The sequence below is a fragment of the Nocardioides pakistanensis genome (genome assembly GCF_054781215.1).
Map to the genome: position 1 here is coordinate 1 of NZ_BAAGUV010000081.1, position 19,674 is coordinate 19,674.

Annotated in this window: 20 protein-coding genes and 1 tRNA gene; 9 read left to right on the top strand and 12 right to left on the bottom strand. The window is 71.2% G+C overall.

The features are described from left to right. The 4 genes from ACYVIH_RS22535 to ACYVIH_RS22550 all read right to left on the bottom strand — a co-directional run. Positions 1 to 2,159, bottom strand: a 2,159-nt coding sequence (locus ACYVIH_RS22535; RefSeq protein ID WP_460871788.1) for a DUF222 domain-containing protein, incomplete at its 3' end; no start/stop codon positions are given. A 212-nt stretch (positions 2,160 to 2,371) separates the two neighbouring features. Beyond that, positions 2,372 to 2,644, bottom strand: coding sequence for a DUF6458 family protein (locus tag ACYVIH_RS22540; protein WP_460871789.1), 273 nt, complete (start codon positions 2,642 to 2,644; stop codon positions 2,372 to 2,374). Between the two features lie 97 nt (positions 2,645 to 2,741). After that, positions 2,742 to 3,473 (bottom strand): dienelactone hydrolase family protein, encoded by a 732-nt coding sequence (locus ACYVIH_RS22545; RefSeq protein ID WP_460871790.1) that lies wholly within the window; start codon positions 3,471 to 3,473, stop codon positions 2,742 to 2,744. Positions 3,474 to 3,526: 53 nt separating this feature from the next. Then, positions 3,527 to 3,769 carry a TipAS antibiotic-recognition domain-containing protein gene (locus ACYVIH_RS22550; RefSeq protein ID WP_460871791.1) on the bottom strand — a complete coding sequence of 81 codons (243 nt, stop codon included), beginning with the start codon at positions 3,767 to 3,769 and terminating at the stop codon, positions 3,527 to 3,529. Between the two features lie 7 nt (positions 3,770 to 3,776). On the opposite strand from ACYVIH_RS22550, the gene ACYVIH_RS22555 reads away from it, so the two are divergent. Beyond that, a tRNA-Arg gene (locus tag ACYVIH_RS22555) sits at positions 3,777 to 3,852 on the top strand. Between the two features lie 192 nt (positions 3,853 to 4,044). Next, positions 4,045 to 5,247, top strand: a complete 1,203-nt coding sequence (locus tag ACYVIH_RS22560) for an LCP family protein (RefSeq protein WP_460871792.1) — start codon at positions 4,045 to 4,047, stop codon at positions 5,245 to 5,247. 36 nt (positions 5,248 to 5,283) lie between these two features. Here the strand turns inward: ACYVIH_RS22560 and ACYVIH_RS22565 are convergent, their stop codons facing one another. Genes ACYVIH_RS22565 through ACYVIH_RS22575 form a run of 3 tightly spaced genes read right to left on the bottom strand, consistent with a single transcriptional unit; the run spans position 5,284 to position 7,528 of the window. Continuing rightward, positions 5,284 to 6,219: a carbohydrate kinase family protein gene (locus ACYVIH_RS22565; protein WP_460871793.1), complete on the bottom strand. Its 936-nt coding sequence runs from the start codon at positions 6,217 to 6,219 to the stop codon at positions 5,284 to 5,286. Beyond that, entirely contained in the window at positions 6,216 to 6,887 is a 672-nt protein-coding gene (locus ACYVIH_RS22570; RefSeq protein WP_460871794.1) for a class II aldolase/adducin family protein, read from the bottom strand. The genes ACYVIH_RS22565 and ACYVIH_RS22570 overlap by 4 nt, the downstream gene beginning before the upstream one ends. Beyond that, entirely contained in the window at positions 6,884 to 7,528 is a 645-nt protein-coding gene (locus ACYVIH_RS22575; protein ID WP_460871795.1) for a TetR/AcrR family transcriptional regulator, read from the bottom strand. The genes ACYVIH_RS22570 and ACYVIH_RS22575 overlap by 4 nt, the downstream gene beginning before the upstream one ends. Positions 7,529 to 7,617: 89 nt before the next feature. Here ACYVIH_RS22575 and ACYVIH_RS22580 point away from each other — a divergent pair, with 89 nt between their 5' ends. After that, the gene (locus ACYVIH_RS22580) at positions 7,618 to 9,183 is read left to right on the top strand and encodes a flavin monoamine oxidase family protein (RefSeq protein WP_460871796.1); all 1,566 of its coding nucleotides are present in this window, start codon (positions 7,618 to 7,620) and stop codon (positions 9,181 to 9,183) included. Between the two features lie 11 nt (positions 9,184 to 9,194). After that, complete coding sequence (locus tag ACYVIH_RS22585) at positions 9,195 to 10,325, top strand: SMP-30/gluconolactonase/LRE family protein (protein ID WP_460871797.1); 1,131 nt, start codon at positions 9,195 to 9,197, stop codon at positions 10,323 to 10,325. A gap of 25 nt (positions 10,326 to 10,350) precedes the next feature. Here the strand turns inward: ACYVIH_RS22585 and ACYVIH_RS22590 are convergent, their stop codons facing one another. Beyond that, positions 10,351 to 10,899, bottom strand: coding sequence for a type 1 glutamine amidotransferase domain-containing protein (locus tag ACYVIH_RS22590; protein WP_460871798.1), 549 nt, complete (start codon positions 10,897 to 10,899; stop codon positions 10,351 to 10,353). Between the two features lie 139 nt (positions 10,900 to 11,038). On the opposite strand from ACYVIH_RS22590, the gene ACYVIH_RS22595 reads away from it, so the two are divergent. From ACYVIH_RS22595 to ACYVIH_RS22605, 3 genes are all read left to right on the top strand, one after another. Continuing rightward, positions 11,039 to 12,193: an FUSC family protein gene (locus ACYVIH_RS22595; RefSeq protein ID WP_460871799.1), complete on the top strand. Its 1,155-nt coding sequence runs from the start codon at positions 11,039 to 11,041 to the stop codon at positions 12,191 to 12,193. A 74-nt stretch (positions 12,194 to 12,267) separates the two neighbouring features. Beyond that, positions 12,268 to 13,182 carry an NAD-dependent epimerase/dehydratase family protein gene (locus tag ACYVIH_RS22600; RefSeq protein ID WP_460871800.1) on the top strand — a complete coding sequence of 305 codons (915 nt, stop codon included), beginning with the start codon at positions 12,268 to 12,270 and terminating at the stop codon, positions 13,180 to 13,182. Then, positions 13,179 to 13,370, top strand: a complete 192-nt coding sequence (locus ACYVIH_RS22605; protein ID WP_460871801.1) for a hypothetical protein — start codon at positions 13,179 to 13,181, stop codon at positions 13,368 to 13,370. Before ACYVIH_RS22600 ends, ACYVIH_RS22605 begins: the two co-directional genes overlap by 4 nt. 39 nt (positions 13,371 to 13,409) lie before the next feature. Here ACYVIH_RS22605 and mscL read toward each other — a convergent pair whose 3' ends face one another. The 3 genes from mscL to ACYVIH_RS22620 form a co-directional block, all read right to left on the bottom strand. Continuing rightward, positions 13,410 to 13,793: a large conductance mechanosensitive channel protein MscL gene (gene mscL, locus ACYVIH_RS22610; protein ID WP_460871802.1), complete on the bottom strand. Its 384-nt coding sequence runs from the start codon at positions 13,791 to 13,793 to the stop codon at positions 13,410 to 13,412. A 57-nt stretch (positions 13,794 to 13,850) separates the two neighbouring features. Then, on the bottom strand, positions 13,851 to 14,504 hold the full coding sequence (locus ACYVIH_RS22615) for an SAF domain-containing protein (protein ID WP_460871803.1): 654 nt from the start codon (positions 14,502 to 14,504) through the stop codon (positions 13,851 to 13,853). Between the two features lie 78 nt (positions 14,505 to 14,582). After that, the gene (locus tag ACYVIH_RS22620) at positions 14,583 to 14,852 is read right to left on the bottom strand and encodes an FmdB family zinc ribbon protein (protein WP_460871804.1); all 270 of its coding nucleotides are present in this window, start codon (positions 14,850 to 14,852) and stop codon (positions 14,583 to 14,585) included. Between the two features lie 125 nt (positions 14,853 to 14,977). Between ACYVIH_RS22620 and ACYVIH_RS22625 the strand changes: the two genes are divergently transcribed. Then, entirely contained in the window at positions 14,978 to 17,608 is a 2,631-nt protein-coding gene (locus tag ACYVIH_RS22625) for a penicillin acylase family protein (protein WP_460871805.1), read from the top strand. Here ACYVIH_RS22625 and ACYVIH_RS22630 read toward each other — a convergent pair. Next, the gene (locus ACYVIH_RS22630) at positions 17,580 to 18,179 is read right to left on the bottom strand and encodes a 5-formyltetrahydrofolate cyclo-ligase (protein ID WP_460871806.1); all 600 of its coding nucleotides are present in this window, start codon (positions 18,177 to 18,179) and stop codon (positions 17,580 to 17,582) included. The two genes, ACYVIH_RS22625 and ACYVIH_RS22630, sit on opposite strands and share 29 nt — an antisense overlap. A gap of 37 nt (positions 18,180 to 18,216) precedes the next feature. On the opposite strand from ACYVIH_RS22630, the gene ACYVIH_RS22635 reads away from it, so the two are divergent. Continuing rightward, entirely contained in the window at positions 18,217 to 19,602 is a 1,386-nt protein-coding gene (locus ACYVIH_RS22635) for a UTP--glucose-1-phosphate uridylyltransferase (RefSeq protein ID WP_460871807.1), read from the top strand. The last annotated feature ends 72 nt before the right edge of the window (positions 19,603 to 19,674 follow it).

The window sequence follows — 19,674 nt, forward strand, 5'->3', positions numbered from 1 at the left end:
GTGGTGTAGAGCCTGATGGTGGGGGGTTGGGGGGTGTAGTGGGGTGGCTGGCTGGGTTCTGGGGTGTGGGGGTGGTTGCCGGGGCCGCGGAGTTGGCGGGTGCCGGTGTGGTCGACGAGGTAGATGCTGCCGTGGGGTGCGACCCAGAGGTAGATGCCGGGGATGGGTTGGTGGAGCTGCCAGCCGGCGTGGGTTTTGACGCGGTGGTGGTAGCCGGTCATCGGGCCGAGGTTGTGCAGGCCGGTCTGTCCGGTTGGTGTGGTGGATGCGGCCGGGTCGCCGGCGTCGGGGTGGTCGGGTGCTGCGTGGTTGGGTGCGGGGTCGTCGGCGACAGGGCGGCCGGGGGCTGGGTTGGGGGTGGTGCCTCGGCGGTAGGGGGTGGTGTGGTCGATCTGTTGGTGGCGGGTGGTGTTGGAGGCGTAGGGGAAGACGTCGGCGGGGGTGCGGAGGCGGAGTGCTTCGCGGTGGCGTTCGGGGATTTCGTAGGCGTCGACGGGGGCGAGGGTGGCTGGGTCGATGACGGGTTTGATCTCGAACTGGGCGTGGGGTCCGAGGAAGTCGCGGATGTAGGCGGCGGTGATCGGGCCGTGGTCTTCCCAGCGGGCGACGCCGTTGCCGGCCTCGATGGTGTCGTGGTGCAGGTGGAGGTAGAGCCGGATCTTGGGCAGGAGCTGGGTGGTGTCGTGGTGGTAGGTCCCGCCGCGGCAGGGGCATGGTGGGATCTGGTCGGGCGCGAAGGGTGTGAAGAACCGAGCTAGTGGGTCCTCGGGTGGCCCTGGGTCGGGATCGTCGGGTGGGCCGGCGTCGGGGGATGGTCCGGGGTCGGGGCCGTCCGGCGGGACGTCGTGGGGTGATGGTCCGGGGTCGGGTGGTGCGGTCTCTTCGGTGGCGCGGTCTGGGGGTTCGACCGGGCTGCCGGCGTCGCGGAGGTCGATGTCTCGCTCGCCCGTAGCGTTGGTGTCGTCGGGCTCCGGAGCGCTGAACGGCAGATCCTCGGGATCCTGGTCTGGGCCTGGTGCCGGTTGGTCCGCGCTGGTGTCGTTCATGCGGGGGTCGTCCGCACCGGTGTTGCTCGTGCTGGTGTCGTCGGGACCTGTGGAGGGGTTGGCGGTGGTCGGTTCCTCGGTCGGCTTCGCGGTTGCCGCGGGGTTTTCGGCCTGGTCGGCTTGGTCGGTCGCTGCGCCAGTGTCCGGGCCAGGGTCCGGGCCAGTGTCCGGGTCGGGGTCGGGGAAGGGGTAGTCGGTGGGGTCGTAGCGGTGGCGTTTCCGGGGGGCGCCGCTGCGGCCGGTGCCGCGGCCGCGGCCGCTGCCGCTGCCGTGGCCGGTGCCGGTGTCGGTGTCGGTGCCGCCGCTGCGGCCGGTGTCGCTGCTGGTGTTGGTGTGGTGGGTGGCCAGGGCTTGGAGCAGGGTGATGGCTTGGGTGGGGTTGGCCAGCAGCAGCATGGCTTTGGCGCGGCGTTGGTCTTCGGTGTCGGTGTCGCCGAGGGTGCGCAGTGCGTCGGCGAGGTAGGTGAGGGTGGCGTCGATGCGGGCCATCGCGGCGGCGTTGGTCTTGACGTAGAGGGTCTTTTGGCCGTGCTGGTTGGACTGGCCGACCTTGGCGAACTGTTCGGCTGCGGCGGCGCGTTCGCGGGCGGCTGCGGCGTCGGGGTCGGCGGCGATGATCTTGGCCTCGAGCAGTGCCTCGAACCGGCGCCAGGGCAGCCGGCCGGCGTAGTCGGCGATCTCGTCGTCGACGACCAGGGCCTGGGTGTAGGTGAGCTGCCGGGTTGCCTGGGCGACCTTGCGGGCGATCCAGGCCGGGCAGTCCAGGGCGTTGACCGCGGCCCACAGCCGGGGGAGTCGGTGGCGCACGTCGAGGGCGTCGGCGATCAGCCGGCGGGTGGCCCAGGTGGTGGTGTGCAGCTCGGCGGCGGCCTCGGCGATCGCGAACTCCCACATCAAGGGGGTGCCGTCCCCGCCGAGGCGGACCCCGCGCTGTCCGCCGGGGATCGAGACCAGCTCACCGGCGGGGTTGGCGTCGAGGTTGTACAGGTCGGCGAAGTGCGCGGCCAGCACCAGCAGGTCCCGCTCGGCGGCATCACGGGTCCCCCGGAGCTGACCGAACGCGGTCAGCGCACCGACCACGTCCAGCTCGTCGACCTCTACCTGTGCTGCCATACCCCGACGCTAGAGGGCACCACCGACATTTCCGGCCCGCCGACCGGGGCGTTCCACACCCCGGGGAAACGCAATCGAGCCGCTCTGCCGGGACGCCGTGTCAGGCCCGGACTTTACAGACCCGAACCCCGTCTCAGGTGGTGGGCGGGAGCGGACGCCGCGCGGCTGGGTCAGCGCCAGGTACGCCAACGCCCGGTCGGGGGGTGGGGCGGTCAGGGGTGCCGGTGGACGTCCCCGTGCTCGGGAAGGCTCTCCCGCGTGACGGTCTCGTGGACCGCGGTGTCGACGTCGGCTCCGGCTCCGTCCTTCTCGACGTGCTCGACGACCGTCGTACGACGCCTCTCGCGGCGGGAGTAGGCGACGACCGCGGCGCCGGCCACCATGAAGATCAACCCGACCGTCTGCAGATCGATCGCCGAGGCGTCGGCACGCACGGCGAAGGCGAGGATCGCGCCCAGGATGAGCAGGGTGATACCGGGTCCCACGGTGGTCTGGCCTTTCGGTCGGTTCGGCTGCCGGTGGCGTACGACGTGCCACGCCACGTGGTGCCCAGACGACCCGCGGGGAAACGCCCTGGCCGGATCACCCGCGGAGGTAGGTGTCGAAGAACGACACGACCCGCCGGCGGGCGTCACGGGTGGCATCCTCGTCGTACCGGGTGTTGCTGACCCGGGCGAGGAAGCGGATGAACAGCGACGTGTCGGACGTGTCGTGGTCGTTCATGAACCCGTGTCCGACTCGCGGGTAGACCTTCACGTCGTGCGGGACGCCGTACTCGCTCAGCAGCCGGCCCAGGCGCTTTCCCGACTTCCCGCCCATCGGAGACCGGTCGCCGCCGCCGTAGCTGCCGACGATCGGGCAGGCCTCGGGCAGCCACTCCTCGGCGTCAGACGGGCAGCCGCCGTAGTTGACGCTGGAGGCGGAGAAGCCTCGGTTCGACGCCAGCGCCAGGGCGTACCCACCGCCCATGCAGAAGCCGATCACACCGATCCGCCCGGTGCAGTCCTCGCGGTCGCGCAACCAGGACCGGGCCGCCTCGACGTCATCGAACGTGCGTCCGCGACGCCGACCGATGTCGCCCATGATCGTGCCCAGGCAGCGCATCGGGCTTCCCCAGTAGAAGAGGTCCGGCGCCAACGCGAGGAAGCCCTCGCCCGCCAGCCAGTCCGCCTGCGCCCGCAGGTCCGTGCTCATCCCGTTGAAGTCGTGGATGACCACGACTCCCGGCCACGGCGGCGATGAGCTCGGCGTCGCGAAGTACGCCGGCATCAGTCCCTGCGGGGTCGTGATCTCCACGTCCGTGCTGGTCCGCATCGGCTCAGTATCGACGCGCACTCCCCGGTGAGGGAAGAGCCGGAGTCGTGCCGTCAGGTGCGTGCGGCGTTGGCGACGACTGCGTCACGAACGTACTGCGCCAGGCCGGGAGCGAGAGCCTCGTACGTCTGGGTGTACCTCGGGTCGGCGACGTACAGCTCCGCGATGCCGGCGTGCATCTCGCGCGGACACTCACGTCGCGTGAGGGTCAAGTGCTTCGGGGGCGGTGGTGACCCCGGTCGGTCCAGCCTGACAATATGGAGGCCGTCACGTGCAGGTTTGCCACGATCGTGCACATGGCCGGCCCCAGTAGCTCAGTGGATAGAGCAGCCGCCTCCTAAGCGAAAGGTCGCCAGTTCGACTCTGGCCTGGGGCACCACCACTCCCTCCGGACAGGCCGGGATGCCGCCACATCCCTCACATTCGCCTCAGACGGGGACGCAGGTGACACCCAAGTGGAGTTTCCCGGGTTTGCGACACACAATGGTCTGTGGTCCGCGTACTCTGCGACGTGGCCTCAGAACGCCGACAGTCCGACGTGCCGGACCCGACAGAAGAGACCCCCGCACCCGTGTCCCACCCTGCTCGACACCGCAACCACGAGCTGGCCCGCAAGCGCGCGATCCGCGCTGCGGGTCTGACTGCCGTGGTCGTGAGTCTCGCCCTGATCGTCGGCGGCCTGTTCGTCTACCGCAAGCTCGAGGGCAACATCACCTCGCTGGACACCACGAAGGCGCTGGGCACCGACCGGCCGGAGAAGGTCGACGAGGGGCCGCGCGAGCCGCTCAACATCCTGCTGCTGGGCTCCGACACCCGCGAGGGCATCGGCAACGCCGGCATCGGGGGCGAGTCCCCGGGCCTGTCGGACACGACGATCCTGCTGCACCTGTCCGCCGACCGGAAGCACGCGTACGGCGTCAGCCTGCCGCGCGACGCGATGGTCGAGCGGCCCGACTGCCTCCTGGAGGACGGCAGCACCGACCCGGGCGGCCTGAGCCAGTTCAACGCCGCCTACGCCGTCGGCGGCCCCGGCTGCACCCAGCGGACGGTCGAGCAGCTCACCGGGATCCACATCGACCACTTCGTCGTGGTCGACTTCGCCGGCTTCAAGCACATGGTCGACGCGCTCGGTGGCGTCGAGGTCTGCGTGCCCGAGGAGGTCAACGACCCGATCGGCAACATCTACCTTCCGGCCGGCACCTACGAAGCCACCGGCAAGCAGGCGCTGGACTACGTGCGGATCAGGCACGGGATCGGCGACAACAACGGCGACATCGGCCGGATGAAGCGCCAGCAGGCCTTCCTCGCCTCGATGGCCAACCAGGCGATCTCCGCGGGCACGCTGGCCAACCCGGTCAAGCTCTACAACTTCCTCGACGCCGCGACCGAGTCGCTCACCACCGACCCCGAGTTCGCGAACCTCAAGGACCTCGCGGGTCTGGCCAACCAGCTGCGGGGGATCGGCCTGGACAACATCCAGTTCCTGACGGTCCCGTGGAAGTGGTACGAGCCGGACCCGAACCGCGTCGAGTGGGCCCCGGAGGCCGACCTGTTGTGGAAGAAGATCCGCAACGACGAGGAGCTCCCGGCCAAGTTCGCCGGCAGTGTGGTGACCGCGGCGGACAAGCCCTCCGGTTCCGGCAGCAAGCCGCCGGGTGGCACCGACAGCCCCTCGACCGAGGGGCCGGCCGCGCAGCCCTCGCAGAGCGCGTCGCCGAGCCCGACCGACGAGGAGCGGGCGGAGGCCGCGCGCAGCGCCGGTCTCTGCGCCTGAGCCCTCGGGCCTCGCCCGAGCCAGACCTCGCCCGCGTCAGCTCCGCCGGGGACCGTCGGCGGCGAGCTTCTCGACGGTGACCAGGTCGAACTCGCCGTGGTCGGTGGTGAGTCCCTGCGCGACGAGCGCCGCGGTCGCGGAGCCGAGTACGGCGGCCTCCTCGAGGTCCTTCCCGACGGACAGTCCCCTGAGGAAGCCGGCGGAGAAAGCGTCGCCGCACCCGGTCGTGTCCACGACGTCGACGTCGAACGACGGGACCTCGATCGTGTCGTCCGTGGTCACGACCAGCGCTCCTTGCGCTCCTCGCGTCACCGCCACGCAGCCGGCGCCCTTGCCGAGGATCACCCGGGCGGCGTCCTCCAGCGTGGCTGCTCCGGTCAGCCCGAGCAGCTGCTCGTCGTTGGGCAGGAAGTAGTCGGTGTGGGGGAAGACCGCCTCGACCCACTCCAGCATCCCCGGGTCGCCCGGCGCGAGCATGTCCACCGACGTCACGACGCCGTGCGCCCGCGCGTGCGCGAGCACCTCGGCCGCGGCCTCGCCGCCAAGGAACTCCGGGCCGCCGAGGTGCAGGTGCGTGGCCGTCGTGATCGCGTCGAGGTCGACGTCGGCGAGCGTGTAGACGCCGTTTGCGCCGATGCAGTGCCACGCCGGGCGGTCGCCGTTGGCGCGCACCGGAAGCACACTCGCCGAGGTCTGGGCCGAGCCGCGGCGGACCAGGCCGGCGGTGTCCACTCCGGCCCGGTCGAGCAGGCCGACCAGCGTGTCGCCGAGCGCGTCCTTGCCCACGGCGCCGAAGCTGCGCACAGAGGCCCCGAGCTTCCGCAGGATCGTGGCCGTCCCGCCCGCGGTCCCGGCGGCCGACATCGCGATCTCGTCGACGATCTGTCCGTCGCTGCGCTCGGGGATGCTCTCGACCGGCCTGACGTGGACGTCGAGGACGTGGACACCCATGGTGATGACGTTCATGCTCATGACTCTTCCTTCTGCTTCACGGGCCGGGTCTCCCCGTACTTGCGTTCGATCGCTGCCGTGATCACGGCAGCCTGCTGCGCGTCGTCGAGCGGCCGCGGCGTGCCGACGGCGGTCGCCCGCCGGTAGAGCCCACACAGCCACTCCAGCAGCAGCGCGTTCTCGACGGCCTTGTCGAGGGATGCGCCGGTCGCCACCGAGCCGTGGTTGGCCATCAGTGCCGCCTGCCGCCCGGTGAGCGCGTCGACCACGGACGCGGCCAGCTCCGGGGTGCCGAACGTCGCGTAGGGCACCACCGGGACGGATCCCCCCAGCACCAGCTGCTGGTAGTGCAGGCAGGGCAGCTCCTCCAGCACGCAGGACAGCGCGGTGGCCTCCGGCGCGTGCGTGTGTACGACGGCCAGGGCGTCATGGTGTGCGTAGACACCGAGATGGAGGTCGATCTCCGAGGTCGGCTCGAGCTCCCCGGCGACCACCGAGCCGGTCAGGTCGACGACGGTGACCTCGGCCGGCGTCACGGCAGCCAGCTCGGCACCGGTCGCGGTGACCGCGACGTGCTCCCCGGCTCGGACGCTGACGTTGCCCGCCGTACCGACCAGGAGGCCCTCGGCTGCCAGCCGCCTCGACGCCTCGGCGACGGCCGCGCGCGCGTCGTCGTGGGAGCCGCTCACGGCCGCACGCCCTCGAGGCCCTCGGTGGTCGCGTGGCGCTCCAGGTAGCTGCGCACCAGCTCGATGCCCTCGCGGATGATCACGTTGTCCCCCTTGAGCTTGTCCTCGAACGCGAGCTGGAAGAGCCGGTCGCCGACCTCGACGGCCAGCTCGGCGTGGACCCGGCGGGTGCCGGGCCGGACCAGGCCGGCGTCGCGGGCGAGCCGGAACAGGTCGGCAGCGACCCGCTTGTTGTGGGCACGGCCGAACTCGTTGATCGCGCTGTTCGTGCGGCCCCGCAGCCAGATCTCCACGAACGCGGGCCGGCGGTGGTACACCTTCACGAACGCCCGCATCGTGGTCTCCACGATCGACCCGATGCTCAGCAGGTCGAGCTTCCCCAGGTCTGCTGCGACCTGGGCGTCCATCTCGGCGATGTCGCGCTCCACGAGCGCGAGGAGGATCTCGTCCTTGTCCCCGAAGTACTGGTAGAGCGAGGCCACCGGCACCTCCGCGGCGCGCGCGACCGACCGGGTGGTCAGCGCGTCGACGCCCTCAGAGACGACGAGTGCTGCCGCGGCGTCGAGGATCCGCTCGACGCGCTCGATGCTGCGCGTCTGCTGCGGGACCCGTCGCTTCCCGGCCGTTCGGTCGTTGGACACACCGGTGGAGGACAAAGGAACCCTTCAGTAGAGTGAACCTGAATCTGACACTGGTTCAGGTTAACTCAGTCTGATGCGATTGGGGAGTCATGGTCTCGACCCTTCGACAGGTCTCGACAAGCTCGACCACCGGAGAGGGCTCGACCGGTGCAGAGGGCTCGATCACCGGAGCGAGGTCGACCGGCGGGGTCAGCAGGCGCGGTCTTCTCGGCGGGCTGACCGTCGGGGCCGGCGTGCTGGCCACGAACGGGCTGGCCCTCCCGACGGAGGCGGCGACCCGCCAGGGACGCCTGCCGCGCAAGGTCGACGTGGTCGTGGTCGGCGGCGGGCTGTCGGGGCTCGTGGCCGCGCGCCGGGTCGCCAACGCCGGGCGCTCGGTGCTCGTCCTCGAGGCCCGGGACCGGGTCGGCGGCCGGATCCTCAACCACGAGCTGCACTCCGGCGCGGTGATCGAGGCCGGCGGTGCGTTCGTCGGACCGACCCAGGACCACCTGCTGAAGCTGGCCCGGGAGCTCGGCGTGAGGACCTTCAAGGAGTACGTCACCGGGGACAACCTCTACCTGTCGGGCGACCGGGTGACCCGCTACCAGGGCACGGTCCCTCCCGACCCGCTGATCCTCCCCGACGCGGCGCTGCTGATCACCCGCATCAACGAGATGTCCAAGCAGGTCCCCGTCGACGCTCCCTGGGCAGCCGCGAAGGCGCTGGAGTGGGACTCGGTCACCTTCCACGACTGGGTCTCGCAGAACAGCGTGAACCCCGGCGTGCAGAACCTGCTCCTGTCCTACCTTCAGCCGACGTTCGGCTCCGACGGGCGGGACATGTCGCTGCTGTTCCTGCTCTGGTACATCGCGGCCTCCGGCAACGAGACCACCCCCGGAAGCTTCGAGCGCTCCTCCGACACCGCAGGCGGCGCGCAGGACTCCCGCTTCGTCGGCGGTTCCGGGCTGATCCCGCAACGCCTGGCCCGGCGGCTCGGCGACATCGTCGCGCTCGACGCCGCAGTCCGCCGGATCGAGCAGCGCGGAGAGCGGGTGCTGGTCTCCAGCGACCGGGGCACGGTATCGGCGCGCCGGGTGATCGTCGCGGCCCCGCCCGCCACTGCGTTGGCGATCGACTGGTTCCCGTTCCTCCCGCCGAAGCGGATGCAGCTTCTCCAGCGGATGCCGATGGGCCAGCTGATGAAGGCCGACGCGGTCTACAAGACGCCGTTCTGGCGCAAGGACGGGCTCACCGGGATGGGCGTGGCCGACAGCGGCGCGGTGCGGGTGTGCTTCGACAACAGCCCCGCGGACGCGAGCGTCGGGGTCCTGCTCGCGTTCATCGGCGGCTCCACCTGGGAGCGCTACGGTGTGCAGGGCCGGGCTGCCCGTCGTACCGCCGTGCTGGAGGGCTTCGCCAAGCTGTTCGGTCCCGAGGCGCTGAAGCCGATCGAGTACGTCGAGCAGGACTGGACCCACGAACGCTGGACCAAGGGCGGGCCGGTGGCACTGATGGGGCCGGGGACGACGACGTCGTTCGGGGCGACGATTCGCAAGCCGTTCCGCCGTGTGCACTGGGCAGGCACCGAGACCTCGACGTACTGGTCCGGCTACATGGACGGTGCCGTCCGGGCGGGGGATCGGGCCGCCCGCGAGGTCCTGGAGCACCTGTGAGGGGGACGAGAGTGAGGAAGATCGTCGGCACGGTGCTGACCGCGACCGTGGTGGCCGGCACCCTGGTCACGGGCACGCTCGGCGGAGTCGCCCCGGCCGACGCCGGTGCGAACCAGACCACGCGCGAGCGCTGGGACACGCGCGTGTTCGCGCGAGTTCCGAAGCCGGGCTACCCGGCGTTCGTGTACGCCCATCCCAACGGCCGCGTGTACGCCGGCACCTACAACAACCCGGCCGGGGACCGGATCCGCTCCCGGGTGCTCGAGTGGACCGCGGACGGTGCGCTGCAGCGCTCGTGGACCGTGCCGGGCCAGGACCTCGAGACCGCCCACGGTGTGCAGGTCGCCACCAGCGACGCCCACGGCCGGCTGGTGCTGCTGGAGAAGTCGACCGCCCGTGCCCTCCTGCTGGACCCGCGCACGGGGCGGTTCACCCGCTACGCCACCTTCGCCGACCTGCCGGTCTGCCTGCCGGGGGAGAGCGCAGGTTGCTCCCCGAACCTGGTCGACAAGCCGGCCAGCCCGAACTTCGCCGCCTGGGGTCCGCGTGGCGAGCTGTACGTCACCGACTACGGGCAGGCGGTGATCTGGCGGGTCCCGCCGGGCGGTGGGGCAGCCCGTGTCTGGCTGGCGGACCGGCGGCTCGACGGCGTGGAGTTCGGTACGACGGGCCTGCTGCTCGCTCCGAACCGGCGGGCGCTGCTCGTCGCACAGCAGACCTCGATGGGGCTCGGCGAGGCGAACCCGGCGACCGGCAAGCTGTACCGGATCCCGATCCGCGACGGCCGTGCCGCCGGTCTCCGGCTGCTCTGGGAGAGCCTCCCCGGCGAGCTGCCCGACGGGTTCGGGATCGGCAGGTCCGGGCGGATCTACGTCGCCAACGCAGGGCTCTCCGCACAGCTGGTGGTGCTCGATCCGTCGGGCGAGGAGCTGGAGCGCTTCCCGGAGGTGCCGCTCACCGGCGACAACGGCAGCGACATCCCCTTCGACACTCCCTCCAGTGCGACGTTCCTCGGCCGGCGGGTGCTGGTGGCCAACCAGAGCTTCCTCGGCACCGGCGAGAACCACGCCGTCCTCGACGTGATGGTCGGAGAGCGCGGCGCGCCGGTGCTCGTCCGACCGAACGCCGGCGGCCGCCGCTGACCCACCGCCGGACTGCTCCCGGTGACTAGCTGAGGGCCTCCACGATCTTGGCGGTGAACGCCTCGAGGTCGCCGGGCTTGCGGCTCGAGATCAGGTTGCCGTCGACCACCACCTGCTCGTCGACCCAGGTGGCGCCGGCGTTGCGGATGTCGGTCTGCAGGCTCGGCCACGAGGTCAGTGTGCGGCCCTGCAGCACACCGGCCTCCACGAGCGTCCACGGTGCGTGACAGATCGACGCCACCGTCTTCCCGGACTCCATGAACGCCTTGGCGAACGCGACAGCGTCCTCGTCCATGCGCAGGGCGTCCGGGTTGGCCACCCCGCCCGGCAGCACGAGCGCGTCGAAATCGGCCGGGTCCGCGTCGGCGACGGGGACGTCGACGTCGAAGGTGTCGGCCTTGTCGAGGTGGTTGAACGCCTGGACGCTGCCCTTCTTCGGCGAGACCAGCTGTGGCGTGCCGCCGGCCTGCTCGACCGCCTTCCACGGCTCGACGAGCTCGACCTGCTCGATGCCCTCGCCGGCGACGAGGAAGGCGACCTTCTTTCCGTTCAGCGGACCGGAGCTGTCGGCCATGGGGACCTCCTGGGGACGTGGTTGATGTTCCATCTTCTGCCTGGTTGCACCCCGGTGGTTGCCGAGCGCCGACGCCGGTAAACGCGTTTGCCGCACCGGTTGTGTGGGCACGTGGTCGGCTGGGAGGAAGGGGAGCGCTATGCCCGGGTATGCCCGGATCAGAGCGAGAGTCACGGAGCTGCTGCGGGACCCGGCCGCCTGGACCGAGGGGATCCAGCTGGTCAAGACCGTTGTCGCCGCCGTGCTGGCGTGGGTCGTCGCGGCGGTGGTGTTCGGCCTGCCGCAGCCCTTCCTGGCGCCGTGGGCCGCGCTGCTCGTCGTACACGCCACGGTCTACCGGTCGTTCTGGCGCGGGGCCAAGCAGATCGCCGCCACCGTGCTCGGCGTGCTGCTGGCCTGGGCGACGGGGAACACCCTGGGTCTCGACCCATGGGCCCTGGCGGTGATGTTGTTCGTCGCCCTGCTGGTCAGCCAGGTGCGCTGGCTGAAGGAGGAGGGCACGACCGCGGCGGCGACGGCGCTGATCGTGCTCACCACCGGGTTCAGCGACGAGGACCAGGTGCTTCTCGGCCGGCTGATCGACACGGCCATCGGGGTCGGGATCGGTTTCCTGGTCAACGCCACGGTGTGGCCGCCGCTGCGCGACCTCACCGCCGCGCGCGCGATCGCCGCGGTGAGCCGACGGGTCGGCGAGCTCCTGCACCAGGTCGCCGACGACTTCGGGGACGAGTGCACCGAGGCCCACGTCCAGGAGTGGATCCGGCGCAGCCAGGAGCTGGACGTGGAGGTCGACGAGGCGTGGGCGCTGGTCCGGCAGGCGAGGGAGAGCGGTCGGCTGAACCCGCGCCGCGACTCGGCGGTGGTCCGGGAACCGGGGGCCTTCGGCGAGCTGCTCGACCGCACGGAGCAGGCGCTCGCCGAGATCCGCAGCATGGCCCGCACCCTCGAGCACAGCATCACCGACAGCAACCAGTGGGACGACGAGTTCCGTGACCGGTGGACCGGCCTGCTCCGCGAGGTGGCGACCGCGATCCGCACGCCCGACGAGTCCCTGCCCTCCGAGGGACCCGAGGCGCCCGAGGGTCCACGACCCAAACGCCTCGCGGAGATCCGCGCGGACCTCGGCGTGCTGGCCGACGACTACTCCGACGAGCGGCTCTCGGCCCTGCACTGGCCGGAGTACGGCGGGCTGATCCTGAACCTGCGCAACATCGCCACCTCGATGGACCACGTCGCCGGGTCCGATCCGGTCTCCTCCGCGTCTCGAGGTCCGTTGGGGACATCGGCGTTATGATTCCGTTATCGTCGTCCGAGGGTCTCGCCATCTGGACGGTGGTGTGGGGGCGATGAGAGGGGAAGAGGCCGCCGATGAAGGTCGCGGTTGTGGGGACCACCGGAGTGGTGGGCGCCTCAGCGGTCCAGGCGATGCTCGCCGCGGGACATGACGTCCTGGCGGTGGCGCGGACCCCGGAGACGTCCGAGCTCGTCGAGTCCTGGGGTGCAACCGCGCTGCGCGCCGACCTCTTCGACGAACGCAGCCTGGTGCCGGTGTTCGAGGGCTGCGACGCGGTGGTCAGCCTCGTCGGCCGAGCGCCCACCGGAATTCGGGCCGTGCGCAAGCACGCCTGGCGCGACAACGACCGGTTCTGGACCGAGGGCGTCCGCTCGGTCGCCGCTGCGGCGCGCGCCGCCCACGTGCGGCGGCTGGTTCAGGAGAGCCTCTCGCTGGTGTACGCCGACCAAGGTGACGCCTGGATCGACGAGCACAGCCCGCTCGACATCAACTCCGCGACCGAACCGGTCTGTGTGGGCGAGGCGCACGTGCAGCGCTACCAGAGCGACCTACGCCAAGGGGTCGTGCTCCGGCTGGGCACGATCGTCGGTGACGACGACATGACCCGGTTCTGGCTGCGCGTGGCCCGGCGCGGCCACTCGGTCGGTCTCGGTTCACCGGAGGGCTGGGTGCACCCGCTGCACACCGACGACATCGGCTCGGCGGTGCTCGCCGCCCTCACCGCGCCGGGTGGGGTCTACAACGTCGGTGCGGAGCCGGTGCGGCGCCGCGACCTCGTGCGCGGCTATGCAACCGCCGTGGGCCGGGAGTCGGTCGGCTTCATCGGCCCCGTGGGTCAGCGGCTCACCGGCCGGCGCGCCGAGCCGGCCACCAGGTCGCTGCGGGTCAGCTCGGAACACTTCCGCGCCCAGACCGGTTGGACTCCTCGAAGGACGCACTTCGACGCGTCCTGGCTGGACGCAGGGGTCGCGACGAAGGTGGGCCGGTGAGCGGAGACCGCAAGCAGCGGGAGCAGGAGGTCGAGCGGAAGCGCAGGCTGGCCGCCGCGTTCGGCGACGCCCTGCCCGACCGTCCCCGGGACGAGTGCGCCGAGGCGTGGGGCGAGAGCGGCTCGCCTCGCGGCGGCGCGGGCGACGACGACTGGCTTCGTCGCCAGGTCCCGCCGCACCACGGCTGAACCCGGGCCCGGAGTCCGGACCCGGGTCGAGCCTGTGGCTCAGGCGCCGGTGCTGCCGCTCTGGTTGCGCAGCAGGTCGCGGATCTCGGTCAGCAGCGTGACCTCCTCCGAAGGCGGCGTCGGCTCCTCACCGCGCGCGCGCCGGGCCTGCAGCTTGTTGTAGGGCGTGACGATGAAGAAGTAGACGACCGCGGCCAGGATCAGGAACGAGATCACCGCGGTGACCCAGGTGCCGACCGGGAGCCCGGCGGGCTTCCACTCGCTGAAGTCGGGCTGCTTGCCCCCGGTGACCTTGGCGATCAGGGACATCAGCAGGTTCACCGTCTCGGTGACCACGGCCGCGAACGCGGTGGCCATGATGAAGGCCACGGCGAGCTCGACGAGGTTGCCGCGCATGATGAACTCTTTGAAGCCTTTGAGCATGGGCGCTCTCCTCCGTGCGTCGCCGGACGGCGATGGTTTCGGGCTGGCACCTGAACGCTAGTGCGTGATCACCAGCGAGAGGTAGCCCGCCACCGCCGCTGCGGCCAGCGAGCGCGCGGTCTCCTCGCTCACGGCGAGCACGACCAGACCCCCGGAGGCGAGCGTGCTCTCCTCCGACCGCGGCAGCGCCACGACCGGTGCAGCCTCGGCGACGAGCGTCGCCGGCGCGCGGCCCTGGGGGTCCGCCGCGATCACGTCGACCCGGTCACCGATGCGCAGGAGGGTCACCGCACCCGGGTCGGCGATCCGCACCGGCGCGGCCACCCGGCCGGGGTAGCCCTCGAGCAGGGAGCCGCTCAGCAGCCGGACGTCGGTGAGGGTCTCGCCGGCGCGGACCGGACCGGTCGTGGTGCGCCCGAGGGCCGCACCTTCGGCCGACAGGGCACCGACCGGCACGCTCGACGGCGGGACGGCGGACCGCACGAGATCTGCGCGTCCCAGCCGAGCACCGGCCGGCAGGTCGTGGGCGGCGGTGAGCACGGTCGCCGTCGGGGCGGCCGGCGGCGCCAGCGCCTGCATCGCCGTGAGGACGCCGAGCCCGGCGGTCAGCGCGGCGAGGGGGCGCCGTCGTGCGAGCACAGCCCGCCGCGCGCGACGGGTCCACGGGATCGGGGAGGGGTCACGCCGGTCACGACGTCGGGTGCGGTCCATGCCAGCCGAGGCTAGGCAAGATCGCGCCCCGGTGCGTCGCCTCATCCACAGGCGCGCCCGGGGCGGGATCGGGCAGGCTCAGGCCGCGCCGGCCTCGGCCGTCGTCTTGGTGGAGGTCTCGGTCTTCGTCGACGTCGAGCTCGTCGTGGTGGCCGAGGAGGACTTGGAGTCCGACCGGTTGTCGGTGCGGTAGAAGCCCGAACCCTTGAAGACCACGCCCACGGCGTTGAACACCTTGCGCAACCGGCCCTCGCACTGCGGGCACGTGGTCAGCGAGTCCTCGGTGAAGCTCTGGACCTGCTCGAAGGCGTGGTCGCAGTCAGTGCAGGCGTACTGGTAGGTCGGCACGCTCGTCCTCCGGAAGTTCTCGTCGTTAGCACTCGCACGGTGCGACTGCCAATTATCGCAACGTCGAGACGTTTCGCCAACTTCCCGGTCCGGTCCGCGATCGGTGGTGCGGCACAATGGCCGCCGTGTCCGCCAGCCCTGATCTCCCAGCTCAGCAGCCCGAGACCACGCCGAGGCCGGCGACCGGGTTCCGCTCATGGCCGCGCTGGGGGCGGGTGACGACCTACGTCGCGGCGGGGGTCGTGCTGCTGCTCGTCGCCGGCCTGGTCGCCACGGTCGCCGTCGTACGGCGGCCGTTCCCGACCGTCGACGGGGAGCTCGAGCTGCCCGGTCTCGCCGCCGAGGTGGAGGTGCTCCGCGACGAGCAGGGGATCCCGCACGTCTACGCCGACACCGCCGAGGACCTGTTCTACGCCCAGGGTTTCGTCCACGCGCAGGACCGGTTCTTCGAGATGGACTTCCGGCGCCACGTCACCGCCGGCCGCCTCGCCGAGATGCTCGGCGAGGACGCGCTCGAGACCGACATGTACATCCGCACCATGGGCTGGCGACGGATCGCCGAGCAGGAGATGTCGCTGCTGAGCCCCGAGACGCTGGACTACCTCGAGGCCTACAGCGCCGGGGTCAACGCCTACCTCGACTCCCACTCACCCGGCGAGATGGCGCTTGAGTACTCCGTGCTCGCGCTGAACGGCCTCGACTACGTGCCCGAGGAGTGGACGCCGGTCGACTCGGTCGCCTGGCTCAAGGCGATGGCGTGGGACCTGCGCGGCAACATGACCGAGGAGATCGACCGCGCGATCATGTCGGTCAACCACACCGCCGAGGAGATCGAGTACCTCTACCCGACCTACCCCTACGACCGCCACGAGCCGATCGTGCAGCAGGGTGCCGTGGTGGACCGGGTTTTCGAGCAGGACGCGACCTCCCGGGACACCCGGCTGCCGACCCGGCCCGGGCTGCCGGACGAGATGGTCAGGGCGCTCGAGCGGCTCGGGAGGGGCCTGGAGTCGATGCCGCAGCTGGTCGGCAGCGGCCAGGGCGTGGGCAGCAACAGCTGGGTGGTCGACGGCGAGCACAGCAGCACCGGCGAGCCGATCCTCGCCAACGACCCGCACCTGGGGATCTCGGTGCCGGGCATCTGGCACCAGATGGGACTGCACTGCAACGAGGTGACCGAGGCCTGCCCCTTCGACGTCTCCGGCTTCACCTTCTCCGGCCTGCCCGGCGTGGTCATCGGCCACAACCAGCAGATCGCCTGGGGCTTCACGAACCTCGGGCCCGACGTGGTCGACCTCTACCTGGAGAAGGTCGAGGGCGAGCGCTACGTGTACGACGGTCGCCGGCGCCTGCTGGAGACCCGGCAGGAGCAGATCGAGGTGCACGGGCGCGACGAGCCGGTGACGTTCACCGTGCGCTCCACCCACCACGGGCCGTTGCTGTCCGACGTCTCCACACAGCTGAGCACGGTCGGCGCCAACGCCCCGGTCGGGGAGCGCGCCCCGGAGCGCGGCAACGGCTACGCGGTGGCGATCTCGTGGACCGCGCTGACCCCGAGTCGCACCGCGGACTCGGTGTTCCTGATGAACAAGGCCCAGGACTGGGACGACTTCCGGGCCGCCGCGCGGCAGCTCGCCGCCCCCTCGCAGAACCTGGTCTACGCCGACCGTGACGGCCACATCGGCTACCAGGCTCCGGGGCTGATCCCGATCCGCAAGTCAGGTCACACCGGCGACTACCCGGCGGAGGGGTGGCTGCCGGCGAACGACTGGACCGGCAGCTACGTGCCCTTCGACGCGCTGCCCAGCCTGCTCGACCCCGAGGGCGGGATGATCAGCACCGCGAACCAGGCGGTGATCGGCCGTGACTACCCGTACTACCTCGGTGACTCCTGGTCCTACGGCTACCGCAGCCAGCGGATCGCGGACCTGCTGCGCCACCAGGAGCAGCTCGGCGTGGAGGACATGGCGCGGATCCAGCTCGACGCCCGCAACGGCTTCGCGCCCACCTTCGTGCCGTACCTGCTCGACATCTTCATGCCCTCGCAGTACCTCGCCGCGGGCCAGCGACTGCTCGAGCACTGGAACTTCCAGCAGCACCCGGACTCCTCCGCGGCCGCGTACTACAACGCGGTCTGGCGCAACACGCTGGCGCTGACCTTCCACGACCAGCTCCAGGAGTCGGTGTGGCCCGACGGCGGGGACCGGTGGTTCGAGGTGATGCGGCGGCTGCTCGCGGAGCCGGAGAACCGTTGGTGGGACAACACCGACACCGAGACCGTCGTCGAGACCCGCGACGAGATCCTCTTCGAGGCGATGGCCGCGGCGCGCGACGAGCTGGTGCGCACCCAGGACCGCAGGGTTGGCAACTGGACCTGGGGTCACCACCACCGGATGGACCTGGAGAACCAGACCGTCGGCCAGTCCGACATCGGGCTGGTGCGGTGGCTGTTCAACCGCACCGGCTACGAGGTCGGCGGCGGTGACTCGATCGTCAACGCGACCGGGTGGACCGCGCCCGCCGGCTACCAGGTCGACTGGGCACCCTCGATGCGGATGGTCGTCTCGATGGCCGACCTCGACGAGTCCCGCTGGATCAACCTGACCGGGGTCTCCGGCCACCCGTTCCACGACAACTACGTCGACCAGACCGACCTGTGGGTGGCCGGGGAGACGCTGCCGTGGCGGTTCTCGCGAGACGCGGTCGAGGAGGCCGCCGAGGACACGCTCAGGCTGGCGCCGGCCCGAGCCGGGTGAGCCCACCCGGGGTGACCACGGCGGTCACCGTGCGGTCGTGCGGCTCGGCAGGCACCCGGTCGAGCAGCTCGCCGTCGTAGAGCAGCGTGCACACGAAGGTGCCGACCGGGACCCGCGCAAGCGCCCGGTCGTACGAGCCGCCGCCCCTGCCGAGCCGGCGCCCCATCCGGTCCACGGCCAGTCCGGGACAGAGCACGACGTCGGCGGTCGCGACCGCGTCGGGTCCCAGCCGTGGACCGGCCGGCTCGAGCAGCCCACGGCTGGCCGGGACGAGCCGGTCCGGTCCCTCGTAGACGCCCCAGTCCAGGTCGTTGTCGGACAGCAGCACCGGCAGGATCACCCGCCGGCCGGCCGCGTGCAGCCGCTCGACGAGCGGGCCGGTGCCCGGCTCGTTGGTCACTGAGACGTAGGCGGCCACGGTTGCTGCCCGCCGTACCTCGGGAGCCGCGAGCAGGTGCTCGGCGATGGCGTCGGCGTCGGCACGGGCCGCGAGCAACGGGTGACGGCGGCGCGCGGTGAGGAGCTGGTCGCGCAGCGCCACCTTCTGCGCCTCCACGGAACCGACGGCCATGGTCCCGACGCTACCGGCACCCCCTAGCATCGGGGCCATGAGCGACGAGGGACTGCAGCAGGCGCGCGAGAAGATGCAGGCAGCCGGGGTCGACCCGGTCGCGATCGAGGTGTTCAGCCACTACTACCGGCTCGTGGAGGGCGGCGAGACCGGGATGATCCCCGAGTCCACGATCGAGCCGCTGGACATGGAGGCGCTCGCCGACGTCGAGGTCACCGACGACGTTGCGCGGGAGGCGATCGGGTCCACGGTGGTGATCAAGCTCAACGGCGGCCTCGGCACCTCGATGGGCATGGACCGCGCCAAGTCCCTGCTCGAGGTCCGTGAGGGCTTGAGCTTCCTCGACATCATCGCCCGCCAGGTGCTCGCGCTCCGCAAGGAGTACGGCGCCCGGCTGCCGCTGATCTTCATGGACAGCTTCCGCACCTCCGCCGACACGATGGCCGCGCTGGCCCGCTACGACGGCCTCGCCGTCGACGGGCTGCCGCTGGAGTTCCTGCAGAACAAGGAGCCCAAGCTCCGCGCCGACGACCTCACCCCGGTGACGTGGGACGCCGACCCGAGCCTGGAGTGGTGTCCGCCGGGGCACGGCGACATCTACACCGCGCTGCGCGGCACCGGCCTGCTCCAGCGGCTCATCGACGCCGGCTACCGGCAGGTGTTCGTGTCGAACTCCGACAACCTCGGCGCCGTCCCCGACGCGCGGGTGGCCGGCTGGTTCGCCCGGTCCGGGGCGCCGTTCGCGATCGAGGCGGTGCGGCGTACCCCGTCGGACCGCAAGGGCGGGCACTTCGCGGTCCGCAAGAGCGACGGGCGGATCGTGCTGCGCGAGACCGCGCAGACCCTGGAGGAGGACAAGGCGGCGCTGGCCGACCTGTCCCGGCACCGGTTCACGAGCACCAACAACCTGTGGTTCAACCTCGAGGCGATGCGCGACGAGCTCGACCGGCGCGACGGGATCCTCGGGCTGACCCTGATCAAGAACACCAAGACCGTCGACCCGGCCGACCCGGAGAGTCCCGAGGTGATCCAGATCGAGACCGCGATGGGGGCCGCGATCGAGGTCTTCGAGGGGGCGCGGACGATCGAGGTCGGCCGGGACCGGTTCGTCCCGGTGAAGACCACCAACGACCTGCTGGTGCTGCGCTCGGACTGTTACGAGCTCAGCGACGGCTACGTGCTGGAGCAGCAGCCGGAGAGGATCCCGTTCGTCGACCTGGACTCCGCGCACTACAAGCTCGTCGCCGACTTCGACGCACGCTTCCCCGAGGGGGCGCCCTCGCTGCGACGGGCGGAGTCCCTGGTGGTGCACGGTGACTGGACCTTCGGCCGCGACGTCAGCGTGGTCGGCGACGTCGAGCTCGAGGCGCCGGCCGGCGGCGCCGACCAGGTGTCGCCGGGCAGCACGCTCGGCCAGGGTTAGGGTTCAGTCAGTGTCAGGGTGACAGCGCCGCTATCGCGGTGGTTGGGTCCTGATCACCTGGTGTCTGGCTCA

Excerpts from the sequence above, each read along its gene's own strand:
- ACYVIH_RS22545 (WP_460871790.1), bottom strand. The coding sequence starts at position 3,473 with ATGCGGACCAGCACGGACGTGGAGATCACGACCCCGCAGGGACTGATG.
- ACYVIH_RS22565 (WP_460871793.1), bottom strand. The coding sequence starts at position 6,219 with ATGAGCATGAACGTCATCACCATGGGTGTCCACGTCCTCGACGTCCAC.
- ACYVIH_RS22580 (WP_460871796.1), top strand. The coding sequence starts at position 7,618 with ATGGTCTCGACCCTTCGACAGGTCTCGACAAGCTCGACCACCGGAGAG.
- ACYVIH_RS22590 (WP_460871798.1), bottom strand. The coding sequence starts at position 10,899 with ATGGCCGACAGCTCCGGTCCGCTGAACGGAAAGAAGGTCGCCTTCCTC.
- ACYVIH_RS22595 (WP_460871799.1), top strand. The coding sequence starts at position 11,039 with ATGCCCGGGTATGCCCGGATCAGAGCGAGAGTCACGGAGCTGCTGCGG.
- ACYVIH_RS22600 (WP_460871800.1), top strand. The coding sequence starts at position 12,268 with ATGAAGGTCGCGGTTGTGGGGACCACCGGAGTGGTGGGCGCCTCAGCG.
- mscL (WP_460871802.1), bottom strand. The coding sequence starts at position 13,793 with ATGCTCAAAGGCTTCAAAGAGTTCATCATGCGCGGCAACCTCGTCGAG.
- ACYVIH_RS22615 (WP_460871803.1), bottom strand. The coding sequence starts at position 14,504 with ATGGACCGCACCCGACGTCGTGACCGGCGTGACCCCTCCCCGATCCCG.
- ACYVIH_RS22630 (WP_460871806.1), bottom strand. The coding sequence starts at position 18,179 with ATGGCCGTCGGTTCCGTGGAGGCGCAGAAGGTGGCGCTGCGCGACCAG.
- ACYVIH_RS22635 (WP_460871807.1), top strand. The coding sequence starts at position 18,217 with ATGAGCGACGAGGGACTGCAGCAGGCGCGCGAGAAGATGCAGGCAGCC.